At 52.0% G+C, this 15,353-nt stretch carries 15 protein-coding genes; 10 read left to right on the forward strand and 5 right to left on the reverse strand.

Going from position 1 to position 15,353, the window contains the following annotated elements; genetic code table 11:
• Positions 1-6: 6 nt before the first annotated feature.
• The 3 genes from lapG to RDN66_RS02800 form a co-directional block, all read right to left on the reverse strand.
• The gene (gene lapG, locus RDN66_RS02790; protein ID WP_081918519.1) at positions 7-708 is read right to left on the reverse strand and encodes a cysteine protease LapG; all 702 of its coding nucleotides are present in this window, start codon (positions 706-708) and stop codon (positions 7-9) included.
• A gap of 301 nt (positions 709-1,009) precedes the next feature.
• On the reverse strand, positions 1,010-1,957 hold the full coding sequence (locus RDN66_RS02795) for a LysR substrate-binding domain-containing protein (protein WP_202216727.1): 948 nt from the start codon (positions 1,955-1,957) through the stop codon (positions 1,010-1,012).
• A gap of 106 nt (positions 1,958-2,063) precedes the next feature.
• The gene (locus RDN66_RS02800) at positions 2,064-2,558 is read right to left on the reverse strand and encodes a DUF1097 domain-containing protein (protein WP_123651179.1); all 495 of its coding nucleotides are present in this window, start codon (positions 2,556-2,558) and stop codon (positions 2,064-2,066) included.
• A gap of 242 nt (positions 2,559-2,800) precedes the next feature.
• On the opposite strand from RDN66_RS02800, the gene RDN66_RS02805 reads away from it, so the two are divergent.
• The 6 genes from RDN66_RS02805 (at position 2,801) to RDN66_RS02830 (ending at position 9,730) form a co-directional block, all read left to right on the forward strand.
• Positions 2,801-3,406, forward strand: a complete 606-nt coding sequence (locus RDN66_RS02805) for an ankyrin repeat domain-containing protein (protein WP_308537532.1) — start codon at positions 2,801-2,803, stop codon at positions 3,404-3,406.
• Positions 3,407-3,445: 39 nt separating this feature from the next.
• Complete coding sequence (locus tag RDN66_RS02810) at positions 3,446-4,321, forward strand: DUF2877 domain-containing protein (protein WP_308537533.1); 876 nt, start codon at positions 3,446-3,448, stop codon at positions 4,319-4,321.
• Positions 4,299-5,846 (forward strand): acyl-CoA synthetase FdrA, encoded by a 1,548-nt coding sequence (gene fdrA / locus RDN66_RS02815; RefSeq protein WP_202216725.1) that lies wholly within the window; start codon positions 4,299-4,301, stop codon positions 5,844-5,846. The genes RDN66_RS02810 and fdrA overlap by 23 nt, the downstream gene beginning before the upstream one ends.
• Positions 5,846-7,264, forward strand: a complete 1,419-nt coding sequence (locus RDN66_RS02820) for a DUF1116 domain-containing protein (protein WP_308537534.1) — start codon at positions 5,846-5,848, stop codon at positions 7,262-7,264. The genes fdrA and RDN66_RS02820 overlap by 1 nt, the downstream gene beginning before the upstream one ends.
• A 126-nt stretch (positions 7,265-7,390) precedes the next feature.
• Complete coding sequence (locus RDN66_RS02825) at positions 7,391-8,338, forward strand: carbamate kinase family protein (protein ID WP_202216723.1); 948 nt, start codon at positions 7,391-7,393, stop codon at positions 8,336-8,338.
• 12 nt (positions 8,339-8,350) lie between these two features.
• Complete coding sequence (locus RDN66_RS02830) at positions 8,351-9,730, forward strand: amidohydrolase family protein (RefSeq protein ID WP_202216722.1); 1,380 nt, start codon at positions 8,351-8,353, stop codon at positions 9,728-9,730.
• Between the two features lie 41 nt (positions 9,731-9,771).
• On the opposite strand, the gene RDN66_RS02835 is transcribed toward RDN66_RS02830, so the two are convergent.
• Both RDN66_RS02835 and RDN66_RS02840 read right to left on the reverse strand, forming a co-directional pair.
• A complete protein-coding gene (locus RDN66_RS02835) occupies positions 9,772-10,194 on the reverse strand; it encodes a divergent PAP2 family protein (RefSeq protein WP_202216721.1) in 423 nt (140 codons plus the stop codon).
• Between the two features lie 2 nt (positions 10,195-10,196).
• Positions 10,197-11,096, reverse strand: a complete 900-nt coding sequence (locus RDN66_RS02840) for a decaprenyl-phosphate phosphoribosyltransferase (protein WP_202216720.1) — start codon at positions 11,094-11,096, stop codon at positions 10,197-10,199.
• Between the two features lie 215 nt (positions 11,097-11,311).
• On the opposite strand from RDN66_RS02840, the gene RDN66_RS02845 reads away from it, so the two are divergent.
• From RDN66_RS02845 to RDN66_RS02860, 4 genes are all read left to right on the forward strand, one after another.
• Positions 11,312-11,647 carry an EamA family transporter gene (locus RDN66_RS02845; RefSeq protein ID WP_202216719.1) on the forward strand — a complete coding sequence of 112 codons (336 nt, stop codon included), beginning with the start codon at positions 11,312-11,314 and terminating at the stop codon, positions 11,645-11,647.
• Positions 11,640-13,211, forward strand: coding sequence for a hypothetical protein (locus tag RDN66_RS02850; protein ID WP_308537535.1), 1,572 nt, complete (start codon positions 11,640-11,642; stop codon positions 13,209-13,211). Before RDN66_RS02845 ends, RDN66_RS02850 begins: the two co-directional genes overlap by 8 nt.
• A 322-nt stretch (positions 13,212-13,533) precedes the next feature.
• The gene (locus RDN66_RS02855) at positions 13,534-14,085 is read left to right on the forward strand and encodes a peroxiredoxin (protein ID WP_227675119.1); all 552 of its coding nucleotides are present in this window, start codon (positions 13,534-13,536) and stop codon (positions 14,083-14,085) included.
• Between the two features lie 20 nt (positions 14,086-14,105).
• Positions 14,106-15,338, forward strand: coding sequence for a protein-disulfide reductase DsbD (locus tag RDN66_RS02860; protein ID WP_202216717.1), 1,233 nt, complete (start codon positions 14,106-14,108; stop codon positions 15,336-15,338).
• The last annotated feature ends 15 nt before the right edge of the window (positions 15,339-15,353 follow it).

Raw genomic sequence — 15,353 nt, forward strand, 5'->3', positions numbered from 1 at the left:
TGAATCCTATTCATTAATGACAAATCCTTCTGCACGCATCCTGGTGAGAAGATCCTGCCAGCGAGAGAGTTTTTTACTGTCGCCGACACGTTTGCTGCCGCTCGCCTGCGGGATCCAGAGACCTTCACCGTTAAAGGAATAGACGGGAAGCAGGTCGCTGCGTGCGGAGGCGGGTAATATGTTGGGTTTAAGATTATCGAGCACGAGCGGAACGGCATCGGGCGCGGAATACCAGGTTAAGACCATATGGGCCTGGTTAAGCTGTAGTGCTTTAACATAGGTGATTCTTAACTGGCTGGCGGGAACGCCCAGTTGCCGCAGCGTAAAATATTTGGCGATGGCGTAGTCTTCGCAATCACCAGCCCCTTTGCGTAATGCCTCAACCGGTGTCGCCCAATAATCCTGCTGACCCCATACCGAAATATCATCGGTAAACCTAATACGGGAATTAAAAAACTGGTTCACGCGGTTCAGCGTGGCATGAATATCGCTCGACGGCGGCTGCTTAAGCAGAGCTTCCCAGGCATCAATGTTGCGCTGTGCGGTGGGCGTAGTCGGGCCATAAAGCCGCTGGGTACGTGAATTAATAGTATTAAAATCCCAGCCTGCGCCCAGATTTGGCGCGACCAAAAGCAACAGCGCCAGTAGCGATGAAAGCCATCGTTTCTGGAGACTGAAAGGATTAACGCCGGCTGGACGCCATGTCATTACGTCATGCCTGCAGGCTGCTGGAAGGCCTGTTGAATGTGCGCAATTAAATGATGCAGTGACATTTATTCTCCTTGCTGCGCGATGAGATCCCTGTAAAACGTCGCTTTAGCCAGAATAACATTATGTTTGTGGATTTGGTGATATCACCGAAACGGATTAAGCGAGGTTCCAGCTATCATAGTGAATGTACAGGTATTTATTATTCATTAATTATTTTTTAGTATTTTTTAAACGGATAAAAAATACTAAGCGTAATATCTGAGTTATCGGCAATTTTCATAAATTGCGTAGTGCTTTTTTATTTATTGGCGTTTTCTACGTCTCGATGTAGTAGGTCTGCGTAAATATCCGTTAATACCCCTTGCGGGCTAAACTGCCGTTTGATCCACTGCGTCACCTGTCCATTGGCCGAGTGCTGAGTCGCGAGCAGCATGCGGGAGTCCTGGCGCGGGTTGTTGATCTGCCGGGTGACCAGCTGAGATTGCGCTTCGGCATCGCGCACCATGTAGTCCGGCAGAAAACCAATCCCTTCGCCGAGGATCTGGCATTCGCGCTTGGTGTTGAAATCCGGCACCAGAATTGATTCTTGTCCGTGCAGTAGCCAACCGACCTTTTTATTAATGGTGTGCGCGGTGTCTTCAACCATGATGTTGGGGTAGAGGCGCAGCTGGCTTTCGGCAATGGGCTCTGGCATAAACGCCAGCGGGTGGGACGGCGCGATGGCAAAGGCCCAGCGGATGGCGCCAATCTCGGTGTAATCAATGCCGCCGCCGTCGAGCAGGGTATCGGGCGCGCCGATGGCGATACTGGCCTGATTATTGATAATTGAATCCCAGACGCCGTTGTAGACCTCGGTGGTGACGGTTATCTGGCAGGTAGGAAACTGTTTTTTCAGCACCTGCAGCAGCCGGGCGGTGTGTTTCGGCGTATAGAGCAGCTGATTAATGCAGATGCGCACCCGCGCTTCAATGCCCTGGGAAATGGTGTCGATGCTGCGCTTAATCGCGTGGAAGTCATTGAGCAGGTCGCTGGCTTTGCGAAAGAAGTAGCGCCCGGATTCGGTCAGCTCAATGCTGCGGGTGCTGCGGGTAAACAGCACCACATCGAGGCCCGTCTCCATGCGTTTGATGGTATAGCTGATGGCGGAGGTGGTGAGGCCCAGCTCCTCCGCGGCCTTACTGAAGCTGCCAAACCGCGCGGCGGTAGTGAATGCCAGCAGGTTCTCTTCGGTAAAAATTGAGTTCATTCACCTGCTCCTCGGTTCAACTATTTATTGGGCCTCTTTAATGAGATGAATGTATTGGTTGAAATGATTGTTGGGCAACCATTTTTGAATAACTTTTAAAAACCGCCTACGCGACCTCTTTCGAGGTGGCTTCGCTCAGCTTGCGCCCGGTATATTCCGAGATAATCCCGACGCAGTTTCCGGCAAAAAAGCCCAGCAATGTGACCCACCAGTTCATCCCGGTGGCGAAAAACAGCGTCATGCCAAGAAAGCCGCCGGGGATAAATGAGGTGAGCCAGAATCGGCCCTGCCAGACCACCACGGCGGAGAACGGTACCGTCATCACCACGCCCGCCCAGAAGGGCGATAGCCCGCTAACCGCCGCCAGCCAGCCGGAGGCCGCCGCCGCGAGAAACGCCCAGACGGCGCCGGAGTAATTGACAAAAAGGCTCTTCACAAATCCCGCCTTGCCGCCGCCTGCCGCATAGAAACTGCAGAACGCCACAAAGCCAATCGTACCTAATAATTCCCAGCCCGGGGCCAGCCCAACCTGCGAGGACACCATCTGCCAGAGACCTGCACACACTCCAACGGTAATGCCCGTAGCGGTGAGTCCGTTCATCGTTGTTTCCTCTCATGTAGTGGTTACGCACTGAAACTATATAGAAAGAAAACCCGATTGAGTTAAGGGGCATAGCGGCAAAGAAATAAACGGTGCACTACCGCACAGTCTGTATCGATTATTAAATAAAATTCACTAATCAAGCAGCTTATGGCGAATAAAATTTAAGCGGGTTCTTTTCTGATTATTTCGTTGCTATTCTCATTTCATCGAAAACAGCCACAAAAATCAGGGAATTTGACATGACCAACAACAATCTGATTGCTGACTATCTATTGGCTGCGCAACAAGGCGAACTAACGAAATTAAAATCTTGCCTGCATCAGGGCGTTGATATTAATGCCTGTAATCGTCAGGGGCAAACGGCCATTACGCTGGCGAGCCTGAATAAAAAATATGATTGCGTAGTGGCCTTACTGGACGCCGGTGCGGATATTAATAAACAAGACCAGACCTGTTTAAACCCTTTTTTAATTAGCTGTCTGAATAATGATTTAACGCTGCTGCGTTTACTGTTACCGGCTCGTCCGGATTTAAATCGTTTAACCCGTTTTGGCGGCGTGGGGCTAACGCCCGCCTGCGAAAAAGGGCACCTTGAAATCGTCAAAGAGCTATTACATCGCACTCACATTAACGTCAACCACACTAACTTTGTCGGCTGGACGCCGCTGCTGGAGGCCATCGTGCTCAACGACGGCGGTGAAACCCAGCAGACCATTGTCGGCCTGCTGCTGGAGCATGGTGCCAGCCCGCACATGACCGACAAATACGGCAAAACCCCGCTGGAACTGGCGCGGGAGAAGGGTTACGAAGAGATAGCCCAGCTGCTGATTTCCGCCGGAGCGTAACAGAGGAGACGCGCTATCGACACCCCAATACGGCGGTGTGTGCAAGCGCTAACTGCGGATGAGCACTTTCTTTCGGAGCGTGGTGCTGGACGTGTCGAACAGGTCTTTTCCCGGGCGGTAAACCTTTATCTCCCGGCGCAGCAGCGGTTGTTGACGCTATTGTGCGAAGAGTACGACAACGCCCCGAATAGCTGTAGGTTAGCACTCACTCACTTTGAAGGCCTGTTCCGGCCCGGTGAGACGGTCCAGTTTCACCCAACAGGAATAACGGTTGGCGAGGATAAATGGCTGAATACCGCCTCCTGCCAGCGCTGGCAGCCAACGATACCGCAGCTTAACGCCGAACGGTTCCGGCAGATTCCCTGGCTGCGGTGGCACGACGGGATTCATCAACAATTACAGGATAACCAGACGCTGTTTCTCTGGCGCGGCGATAACCCGTTTTATCAGGCTATCTCTCAGACATTACAGCAGCGGCGAAAAACATTATTTAACGCGTTATTACAGGGACGGGAAATAATCTCGGCGGTGGCTAATATGGTGGGATTAGGCATTGGCCTGACGCCGTCGGCAGATGATTATTTAGTGGGATTAAGCACCGTTTTATTTATCGACGGGCACCCGGCGAAAAAATATCGCGATGCATTTGATTTCGCGCTAAGCGTGGCGCGTAACAATACCACTTTATTAAGCGCTATTACGCTGGAAGCCGCTTTTTCCCAGCGCTATCGCGAAACGATTTTCGGGTTTATTAACGGCATGGTTAATAAACCGAAACATATTTCTACCCAAACTATCGCCAGTATTAAAAATATTGGCTCCAGTTCCGGCTGCGACATGCTTTATGGCATGGCGGATGCCTGCGCGCTGAGCCAAGCCTATGGAGGGAGTTATGTCAGTCAAAATAGTGATTAAGCAGAATACGTATTTTGATTCGGTCTCGCTGATGTCGATTTCCACTCGTGCGAATAAGATAGACGGCGTTGAGCAAGCGTTCGTGGCCATGGCCACCGAGATGAACAAGGGTGTGCTGAAAAATCTCGGTCTGTTAACCGCCGAGCTGGATGAAGCGAAAAATGGCGACCTGATGATCGTCATCAACGGCAAAGACGGTGCGGACAACGAGCAGACGCTGGCGGCCATTGAAGAATTGTTCTCCAAAAAAGCGGAAAGCGGTTCGCACGAAGCACGCTACGCCACGCTTGCCAGCGCGAAAAAACACGTAGCGGACAGCAACCTGGCAGTGATTTCGGTCAACGGCCTGTTTGCCGCCCGCGAAGCGCGTCAGGCGCTGCAAAACGACCTCAACGTGATGCTGTTCTCCGACAACGTCACCATTGAAGACGAACTGGCGCTGAAACAGCTGGCGCACGAAAAAGGGCTGCTGATGATGGGGCCGGACTGCGGCACCGCGATTATCAACGGCGCGGCGCTGTGCTTTGGCAACGCGGTACGCCGTGGCAACATCGGCATTATTGGTGCGTCCGGCACCGGCAGCCAGGAGCTGAGCGTGCGTATCCATGATTTTGGCGGCGGCATTTCGCAGCTTATCGGCACCGGCGGGCGCGATCTCAGCGAGAAGATTGGCGGGCTGATGATGCTTGACGCGATCGGCATGCTGGAAAACGACCCGGAAACCGAAATTATCGCGCTGGTCTCTAAGCCACCGGCTCCAGCCGTGGCGCGCAAAGTGCTGGAGCGTGCTCGCGCGTGCCGTAAACCGGTCGTGGTCTGCTTCCTCGGTCGCGCTGAGCCACCGGCTGACGAGCAGGGCTTACAGTTCGCTCGCGGCACCAAAGACGCAGCGCTGAAAGCGGTGTTGCTGAGCGGCGTGAAGAGAGCATCGTTAGACCTGCATCCGCTGAACGAGACGTTAATCGCTGACGTGCGTTCACGGCTGACCCCGCAGCAGAAGTACATTCGCGGCCTGTTCTGCGGCGGCACGCTGTGCGACGAAACCATGTTCGCGGTGATGGAAAAACACGGTGACGTCTATAGCAACATTCAGCCTGACCCGGCCTTCCGCCTGGCGGACATCAACCTCAGCGTGAAACACACCTTCCTCGACTTCGGCGATGACGACTTCACCAACGGCAAGCCGCACCCGATGATCGACCCGACCAACCGCATCAGCCGCCTGATTCAGGAAGCGCGCGATCCGCAAGTGGGCGTGATCGTGATGGATTTCGTGCTGGGCTTCGGATCGCATGAAGATCCGGTGGGTTCAACGATCGAAGCAATCAAAGAGGCGAAAGCGATCGCCGCCGCCGATGGCCGTGAGCTGGTGATCCTCGCCTACGTTCTGGGGACCGATCTCGACGCGCCGTCGCTGGAAAAACAGCGCCAGATGCTGACCGACGCGGGCGTTGTCCTCGCCAGCAGCAGCACCAATACCGGTTTGCTGGCGCGTGAATTTATCTGCAAAGGGGAGGAAGCCTGATGAGCCAGTCACTGTTTACCCAACCGCTGAACGTCATTAACGTCGGCATCGCCATGTTCAGCGATGACCTGAAAAAACAGCACGTCGCCGTCACCCAGCTCGACTGGACGCCGCCGGGGCAGGGCAATATGCAAGTGGTGAATGCGCTGGACAGCATCGCCGATTCCCCGCTGGCGGAGAAAATTGCCGCCGCCAACCAGCAGGCGCTGGAGCGCATTATCCAGTCTCACCCGGTGCTGATTGGCTTTGACCAGGCTATCAACGTGGTGCCGGGCATGACGCCGAAAACCATCCTCCACGCGGGCCCGCCGGTTACCTGGGAGAAAATGTGCGGCGCGATGAAAGGTGCGGTGACCGGGGCGCTGGTGTTTGAAGGGCTGGCGAAGAATATCGATGACGCGGCGGTACTCGCGGCTTCCGGTGAAATCACCTTCTCGCCGTGCCATGAGCACGACTGCGTTGGGTCGATGGCGGGCGTGACTTCAGCCTCGATGTTTATGCACATCGTTGAGAACAAAACCTACGGCAACATCGCTTATACCAACATGAGCGAGCAGATGGCGAAGATCCTGCGCATGGGAGCCAACGACCAGAGCGTGATCGACCGTCTGAACTGGATGCGCGACGTGCAGGGCCCGATGCTGCGCGAGGCAATGAAGATCATCGGCGAGATTGATCTGCGCTTAATGCTGGCCCAGGCGCTGCACATGGGCGATGAGTGCCACAACCGTAACAACGCGGGCACTACGCTGCTGATTCAGGCGCTGACGCCGGGGATTATTCAGGCGGGTTATTCCGTTGAGCAGCAGCGCGAAGTGTTCGAGTTTGTCGCCAGCAGCGACTACTTCTCTGGCCCGACGTGGATGGCGATGTGTAAAGCGGCGATGGACGCGGCGCACGGCATCGAATACAGCACCGTGGTCACCACCATGGCGCGTAACGGCGTCGAGTTCGGCCTGCGGGTCAGCGGCCTGCCGGGGCAGTGGTTCACCGGCCCGGCGCAGCAGGTTATCGGCCCGATGTTTGCTGGCTATAAACCGGAAGACTCCGGGCTTGATATCGGCGATAGCGCGATTACCGAAACCTACGGCATCGGCGGCTTTGCGATGGCAACGGCCCCGGCGATTGTGGCGCTGGTGGGCGGCACGGTGGAAGAGGCTATCGACTTCTCCCGCCAGATGCGCGAAATCACGCTCGGCGAGAACCCGAACGTCACCATCCCGCTGCTCGGCTTTATGGGCGTGCCAACGGCTATCGACATCACCCGTGTCGGCAGTAGCGGCATTCTGCCGGTGATCAATACCGCCATTGCCCATAAAGATGCCGGCATCGGCATGATTGGCGCCGGGATTGTGCACCCGCCGTTCGCTTGCTTCGAAAAAGCCATTTTACGCTGGTGCGAACGTTACTGCGCATAACGTTGTAGCCCGGGCGAGGCGTTTACGCCGACCCCGGGTTTCTCCCGGCGGCGCTTCGCTTGGCCGGGCTACAACGGCTACCCCAACAACAATAATCACATCACCTTCTGCACTGGAACCTACACGATGAAAGAACTTGTGGTCGTTGCCATTGGCGGCAACAGCATAATCAAAGACAACGCCAGCCAGTCGATTGAACATCAGGCAGAGGCGGTGAAAGCGGTCGCGGACACGGTGCTGGAGATGCTGGCATCGGATTACAACATTGTACTGACCCATGGCAATGGCCCACAGGTGGGGCTGGATCTGCGTCGTGCGGAGATTGCCCACGAGCGCGAAGGGCTGCCGCTCACTCCGCTCGCCAACTGCGTCGCCGATACCCAGGGCGGTATCGGCTACCTTATTCAGCAGGCGCTGAATAACCGGCTGGCAAAACGTGGCGAACAAAAAGCGGTGACGGTGGTGACTCAGGTGGAGGTCGATAAAAACGACCCCGGCTTCGTCAACCCGACCAAACCCATCGGCGCGTTCTTCAGCACCGAGCAGCGTGACGAACTGTTAAAAGCCAACCCGACCTGGCGCTTCGTCGAAGATTCCGGGCGCGGCTATCGCCGCGTGGTGGCCTCGCCGGAGCCGAAACGCATCGTCGAGTCTGAAGCCATTCAGGCGCTGGCGCAGAAAGGCTTCCTGGTGATCGGCGCGGGCGGCGGCGGCATTCCGGTGGTGCTGGGGGAAGAGGGCGATTATCACAGCGTCGATGCGGTGATCGACAAAGATCTCTCCACCGCGTTGCTGGCGCGCGAGATCGCCGCTGATATTCTGGTGATCACCACCGGGGTGGAGAAGGTCTGCATTCACTTTGGCAAACCGGAACAGCAGACGATGGGGCAGGTGGATATCGCCACCATGACCCGCTACATGCACGAAGGCCACTTCCCGGCGGGCAGCATGCTGCCGAAGATTGTCGCTAGCCTGCAATTTTTACAACACGGCGGTAAACGAGTGATTATCACCACGCCGGAATGTCTGCCTGCCGCCCTGCGCGGCGAAACGGGCACTCATATTGTCCATTGATAAGGAACGACGATGAAAGAGAATAACAGTCGCCGTGAGTTTTTAAGCAACAGCGGCAAAATGGTCACCGCCGCCGCGCTGTTTGGCGCGACCGCGCCGATGGCCTATGCAGCGACTTCCGGCACTGCCGTCTGCGAGACGAAGGGAACCATGAATATTACCGACAGCCATTACTATCTGGATAACGTGCTGCTTGAAACGGGTTTTGAGTACGAGGGGGCCGTCGTCGTGCACACCCGCACTGCGCAACAGACCGTGGAAATTCAGGACGGCAAAATCGTGGCCCTGCGCGATAACAACAGCCACCCGGACGCCGCGCTGCCGCACTATGACGCTGGCGGCAAGCTGATGTTGCCGACCACCCGCGACATGCATATCCACCTCGATAAAACCTTCTACGGCGGCCCGTGGCGCTCGCTCAACCGCCCGGCAGGCACCACGATTCAGGATATGATTAAGCTTGAGCAAAAGCTGTTGCCTGAACTCCAGCCCTACACGCAGGAGCGCGCCGAAAAGCTGATTGACCTGCTGCAATCAAAAGGCACCACCATCGCCCGCAGCCACTGCAATATCGAGCCGGTCTCCGGGCTGAAAAACCTCGAAAATTTACAGGCGGTGCTGGCGCGGCGCAAAGCCGGTTTCGACTGTGAAATCGTCGCCTTCCCGCAGCATGGGCTGCTGTTATCGAAATCTGAACCGCTGATGCGCGAAGCGATGCAGGCCGGGGCGCACTACGTCGGCGGGCTGGACCCGACCAACGTCGACGGTGCGATGGAGAAGTCCCTCGACACCATGTTCCAGATTGCCATCGACTACCACAAAGGGGTGGATATTCACCTGCATGAAACCAGCCCGGCGGGCGTGGCGGCGGTGAAATATATGGTGGAAACCGTGGAGAAAACGCCGGCGCTGAAGGGCAAGCTGACCATCAGCCACGCCTTCGCGCTGGCAACAATGAACGAAGGGCAGGTGGATGAGATTGCCACCCGTATGGCCGCGCAGCAGATTTCCATCGCTTCAACGGTCCCCATCGGCACGCTGCATATGCCGCTGAAACAGCTGCGTGACAAAGGCGTGACGCTGATGACCGGCACCGACAGCGTGATTGACCACTGGTCGCCGTACGGCCTTGGCGATATGTTCGAAAAAGCCAACCTCTACGCCCAGCTCTATATCCGCCCGAACGAGCAGAATCTCTCCCGCTCGCTGTTCCTCGCCACCGGCGACGTGCTGCCGCTGAACGACCAGGGCGAGCGCGTGTGGCCGAAGGCGCAGGATGACGCCAGCTTTGTGCTGGTGGACGCCTCGTGCTCGGCGGAAGCCGTGGCGCGGATTTCTCCGCGCGCTGCGACGTTCCATAAGGGGCGGCTGGTATTCGGCAGCGTGGCATAATTCTATAGGTCGGATAAGGCAAGCTTATTCGGCCTACGTGACTAAAATGCTAGAAAAGCCGCATTTACTATGGCAGCAACCACAATGCCAACGATGATACCGGCTAAAATTTCAATTCGGGTGTGACCCATACGTTCGCGTAGTATTTTGTTCTCGGATTGATCAGCAAACAACTTATTGATCGCTTCAGCATGTTTTCCTACCTGCCGACGGAGACTGCTAGCGTCAAGCATAACGATAAAAGCGAGTGTGAGCGCAACACCAAAAGCGGGATTTCCGATACCTTCCTTCAAGGCAATAAGCATGGTCATGCTGCTAACAATCGCACTGTGGTTACTAGGCAGCCCACCGTAACCGATAAGAGAAAAAGCAGGTTTACCGGCTTTTACGCTGTTGATAATAAACTTGGAGATACCCGCAACAAGCCAAGCCAGAAACGGAGTCAATAAATAAGAGAAGTCCATAATTACCCCTGCCCCGGCCACAATGACCAAATACAAGCACTAACCCACAATATCACTGTAAGTAACAATGGCCAGTCCGCGAATAGCGCATCAGTGGGCGATTCACCACCCTCAAGAGCCTCTACAACAAACCAATAACGAAATAATCCAAAAAGCACCAATGGAATGGTGATGACTAGCTCAGGTCTGGCAGACATAACAAACATGCTGTAGAACAACAATGCCCCTGTTGCGGACATTTCAGCATAGCGATCCACCAACGCAACTGTATACTTTTCAAGCGTCTTTCGCCCCTCACTACCGCTTTGTTTTAGTTCTTGCTGGCGTTTAACAGATGCTAAATATAAAGCTAAACATAGGGTTGTGATAAACATCCATGATGAAACCGGTGCCCCTACTGCCATGGCCCCAGCATAGACGCGTAAAACGAAACCAATGGCAATAACGAATATGTCTATCACGGGCAGATATTTAAGTTTAAAAGTATAGGCTAGGTTCAAAACCGAATAGGCTATGATGACCAGCATAACTTTTGGTGCGATAAACCAACTTAGTACAAGTACAGTATAAAGAACCGCAAGTAGTGTAAGGGCCGCTGGTATAGAAATGATGCCTGCTGCCAGAGGGCGAGTCTTTGATTTTCTTGGATGCCGGCGGTCATTCTCAATATCGTGTATATCGTTGATTATGTAGACGGCTGATGAAGCGACACAGAACAAAAACATAGCAAACATAGCGCGACTCACTGCTTCGAGGTCCATAAACTCCCCGGAGAACATCAGTGGAGCTAGAACAAATCCGTTCTTAACCCACTGCTTTGGCCGCATCAGCTTGCACAACCCCCAACTTTGTGATAGAAATTTTGCAAGGGCTTCGTTATTATTTTTTCTTTGTGATCTCATTAAAATTTTGTCTCATCTCAAATGGTAATCAATCCTACGATTTTCACACTAATTACAAGCGCGGAAAACCCCGGTGACCAAAATTTTATCATTGTTCTCTATTGGTGGCGGTGTGATAATAATCGACACATACGAAGAACTTCAATCTATACTTCCATAACCATTGCAATGGTGATGATTATCCTAGGCTTTAAATACATCAATTGGAGTTCCATGTGGAGTTTTTAAGCGTCATATTTCTTTTCATTAGCGCGACATTTAGTGCGTTGGCAAGTGTGGTCATAAAATACCAGGATAGGATCTATATACTAAATAATTTAGGTGACAGTATTATTTCTAAAACACCTGCATTGTTTTTTTATGGTATTGGGTTTGTCTTTTATTCTATGGCATTAAAACATTCTCTTGTTTCAAAAGCATATCCTTTAATGGTAGCGTTTGCTGTACTTCAGTTATTGTTTTTCGGATTTTTATTTGGTGAGCAAATTAGTGCAAAGCTAATAATTGGAATCGTTGTTATATTGTGTGGGATTATCATCATAAATGTTTAAATTAAAAATGAAATTAAGAAAAAAATTGGCGATAGTATTAACTGTGATTATTGTGGCGCTATTTTTCTATTTGAAGGGGAGAGATTTTCCCATAACAGGCGATGGCCATGAGTATATACTGATGTCACAAAGTCTGATGAATCACGGTTCACCAGCATTGAGAGTTGAAGATGTTAACGATGTGATATCAAAATTTAAAGCTAAGTCCGATGATTTTAATGACCAGACGCTTAATTGCCTAAAAGACCCTGGCTGTCTTAGCGAAGAGTCTGTGCCTTTTTTTAAATCGACGAAGAATGAGTATTTTCCTTGGCATTTTTTTGGCTATTCTTTACTTAATTTACCTTCATATGTAGTTTTTAGTTTTATAAAATCTAGTCCAACAGTATCATTTGTATTTACAAATATGATATTTTTCTTATTGGCTATGTATTTTTTAATATTTAAATTAAGTGAGGGGTTAGTATATAAAGCAGTAGTTCTTTCTGGGCTAATAACAATAGCAACGATTCAATACTTAAAATGGAATCATCCAGAATCAGTTACTCTAAGTTTAATTGTTATATCACTGGTGCTCTTAAAGAATAGGAAGTATAAAAAATCTGCTCTTATTCTCGCTGTTTGCTCAATGCAAAATCCACCGATAGCTTTTTCTTCATTGGCTGTATATATCTTTGGCTTGTTAACAATGGCTAAGGATGATAATGATAGTAAAATTAAAGTGCTTGCTCGTTCGATATATCGAGATATACCATTTGCAATAGTTTGTGCTTTACTGATATTAGCTCCATCTATATTTTATCTATATAATTTCAATGCTCCAAACCTTATATTGTCAAAGGGGAGTGCAGATTATAATTTAATTTCAATAGAGAGGGTTATTGGGTTTTACCTTGATCTTAATCAAGGTATGGTTTTACTCATTCCTGCTTTCTTTATATGTCTTCCTTTATTTTGTTTTTCTTTGTTTAAAAAAGAAAAGAATGTTGGTAGAATTGTTTTATCTTTGTTTTTGATTTTTTTAAGTATTGTTTCTGCAATACCCAGCACACAGACGACAAACTGGAATCCAGGAACGTTTGGAATACTTAGATATACATACTGGAACTCTGTTTTTATTATTTTCGCAATATCTGAATTAATTTATTCGTTTGATAGGAAATGGTTAGTAAATTCAATTTCTGTATTTGTATTGGCTTCTCAGACAATTGTTGCATATATGCAGGCTAATAATTTGTGGTATGCGAAAGACTATACATATTTGTCACCTGTAAGTACATTTGTGCTTGAGAATTACCCGAATCTTTATAACCCACACCCAGAGATAATACTGGAAAGAACATTGCATAGAGAAGGTGATACTCTTTCGTTTTTTAAAAGTGGTAATAGTGTTCTATTGATTAATGACGGTAATGTGGTTAAACAAATAGGAAATATGCCTATTGATAGTAACGGATGCAAGCCAGTACTCTCAAACGAGGTAGAGAACGTTAAGTACTGGACGTTTAAGGATCAATGTAAACTATTTGATGGTAATGTGAATGCTATAATTACATATCCATGATGTTATTTATTAAACATCTATAGATGTGTTCTTACAAATAAGAATATGGCTCAGTTATTATATGGGCCATTTTATTCTCTAAACATTGTCAGCGGATAGTGTACAAGAATCCTCGTAGGTAAGCGGTTCATTAAACATTTTTACTCATTCTGCAACGCCTTCTCTCAGCATCTTCGCTTCATATAACAACCTCCGCCTTTATTGGCTGTAAACTGATTTTTTCAATTGGCACTGATATTTTTTTCTATTGACCGAAACCTTCAGGCCTTAGCGTGCGAACTATTATGTACAGAGCACCTTTATCCCCCTGATGGAGTCGACCATGAATCGTTTGAAAACCTTGTCAGCCGCCGCCGTACTCAGCCTTTCTCTGTTCGCCGTGAATGCGAACGCTGCCCTTGAACCCGGCGCAAAAGCACCAGACTTCAGCCTGCAAGGCGCGCTCGGCGGCAAACCGCTGACCTTCTCCCTGCAACAGGCATTGCAGAAAGGGCCAGTGGTGCTCTATTTCTTCCCAGCCGCGTTCACCAAAGGCTGCACCCTTGAGGCGCACGCTTTTGCCGAAGCCACCGATGATTTCAAAAAGCTCGGCGCAACCGTGGTGGGCGTGACTGCCGGTAACGTTGACCAGGTGGATGAGTTCTCAAAACTGGAGTGCCGGGATAAATTTGCCGTGGCGGCAGACCCGGGCGCGAAAGTGGCGGCGCAGTACCAGACGCTGATGCAGATGAATGGCAAAACGCTGTCGGACCGCACCTCGTTTGTGATTGCACCGGACGGCAAAATTCTGATGAGCTACACCGACCGTAACCCTGATGAGCACATCCAGAAAGCGATGGATGCCGTGAAGCAATACGCGCAATCGCACTCGTAATTTAGCCGCCGGGGTTCGCTATGTTAACTGCCATTCTGGCCGCCTTTGTGGGCGGCATTATCCTCAACCTGATGCCCTGCGTGTTCCCGGTCATCTCGCTGAAGGCGCTGGGCATTCTGCGCCATGAGGGCGATGCCAAAAGTGCGCGCACCGAAGGGTTGGGCTTTTTGCTCGGCGTGATTTTTACCATGCTGGTGCTGGCTGGCATACTGCTGGCGCTGCGTGCTGGCGGCACCGCCGTCGGCTGGGGGTTCCAGCTTCAGTCGCCGATGGTCATTGCCGTGCTGGCGTTAATCATTCTGGGCGCGGCGCTGAATCTGCTCGGCGTGTTTGAAGTGGGTTTATCGCTGCAACGCGCCGGGGAGATTTCGGTAGGAAGCGGGGCTTTTGTGCGCTCGGCGTTAACCGGCGCGCTGGCGATTGTGGTGGCAACACCCTGCTCGGCACCCTTTATGGCGGGCGCGGTGGGCTACGCGCTGGTTCAACCTCCGGTGGCCTCGCTATCGATTTTCCTGTCGCTGGCGATAGGCTTTGCCGCACCGTTTACGCTGGTCTCGCTATTCCCGGCCATCGCCAAACGTCTGCCGCGACCAGGCGCATGGATGGATATCCTCAAACGCGGCCTGGCGTTCCCGATGCTCGGAGCGTTTGCCTGGCTGGTGTGGGTACTGACCCAGCAGGCGGGGACCACCGCGCTGTTAGCGATGCTGATTTGTGCGGTGGTGGTGAGCTTTGCCGCGTGGCTGTACGGTATGGCCCAGCGCCGACGCTATATCGGCCAATCCTACAAAGCGCTGCTGGCGGTGACGGTGGTGCTGTTTATCGCCGCGGTCAGCCCGCTGCCTGGCGTGATGCACGTCCAGCCGTCGCAGCCGGAACTCGCGCGCGTGGAGAACATCACGCAGGTGAAGTGGTCGCCGCAGACGGTGGAGGAGATGCGCGGGCATGGCAAAGCTATCTTTGTCGACTTCACCGCGTCCTGGTGCATTACCTGCCAGGTGAACGAGCGCACATCGCTCTCAACGGCGGCGGTGAAACAGGCTCTGGCGAGCACAAATACGATCTACATGGTGGCGGATTCCACTAAATTTAACGCCGATATCGATGACGCGATGACCGCGTTCGGGCAGGGTGGTTTGCCGCTCTACGTGGTCTACCCGGCGGACGGCAGCGCGCCGAAAGTGCTGCCGCAGGTGCTGACCCCGATGATTGTGGTCGACGCCCTGAATCAGGCATCCGGTAAAAAAGCATGAGGTAACGGGCATGGC

This window comes from uncultured Kluyvera sp. (assembly GCF_902485085.1).
Lineage (GTDB): Bacteria > Pseudomonadota > Gammaproteobacteria > Enterobacterales > Enterobacteriaceae > Kluyvera > Kluyvera ascorbata.

What these genes read in the sequence shown, in the direction of transcription:
- RDN66_RS02820 (WP_308537534.1), top strand. Translation starts at nt 5,846, where the DNA reads ATGAGCCAGTCACTGTTTACCCAACCGCTGAACGTCATTAACGTCGGC.
- RDN66_RS02850 (WP_308537535.1), top strand. Translation starts at nt 11,640, where the DNA reads ATGTTTAAATTAAAAATGAAATTAAGAAAAAAATTGGCGATAGTATTA.
- RDN66_RS02795 (WP_202216727.1), bottom strand. Translation starts at nt 1,957, where the DNA reads ATGAACTCAATTTTTACCGAAGAGAACCTGCTGGCATTCACTACCGCC.
- RDN66_RS02830 (WP_202216722.1), top strand. Translation starts at nt 8,351, where the DNA reads ATGAAAGAGAATAACAGTCGCCGTGAGTTTTTAAGCAACAGCGGCAAA.
- RDN66_RS02825 (WP_202216723.1), top strand. Translation starts at nt 7,391, where the DNA reads ATGAAAGAACTTGTGGTCGTTGCCATTGGCGGCAACAGCATAATCAAA.
- RDN66_RS02835 (WP_202216721.1), bottom strand. Translation starts at nt 10,194, where the DNA reads ATGGACTTCTCTTATTTATTGACTCCGTTTCTGGCTTGGCTTGTTGCG.
- RDN66_RS02840 (WP_202216720.1), bottom strand. Translation starts at nt 11,096, where the DNA reads ATGAGATCACAAAGAAAAAATAATAACGAAGCCCTTGCAAAATTTCTA.
- RDN66_RS02855 (WP_227675119.1), top strand. Translation starts at nt 13,534, where the DNA reads ATGAATCGTTTGAAAACCTTGTCAGCCGCCGCCGTACTCAGCCTTTCT.
- RDN66_RS02800 (WP_123651179.1), bottom strand. Translation starts at nt 2,558, where the DNA reads ATGAACGGACTCACCGCTACGGGCATTACCGTTGGAGTGTGTGCAGGT.
- RDN66_RS02860 (WP_202216717.1), top strand. Translation starts at nt 14,106, where the DNA reads ATGTTAACTGCCATTCTGGCCGCCTTTGTGGGCGGCATTATCCTCAAC.
- lapG (WP_081918519.1), bottom strand. Translation starts at nt 708, where the DNA reads ATGACATGGCGTCCAGCCGGCGTTAATCCTTTCAGTCTCCAGAAACGA.
- fdrA (WP_202216725.1), top strand. Translation starts at nt 4,299, where the DNA reads ATGTCAGTCAAAATAGTGATTAAGCAGAATACGTATTTTGATTCGGTC.
- RDN66_RS02805 (WP_308537532.1), top strand. Translation starts at nt 2,801, where the DNA reads ATGACCAACAACAATCTGATTGCTGACTATCTATTGGCTGCGCAACAA.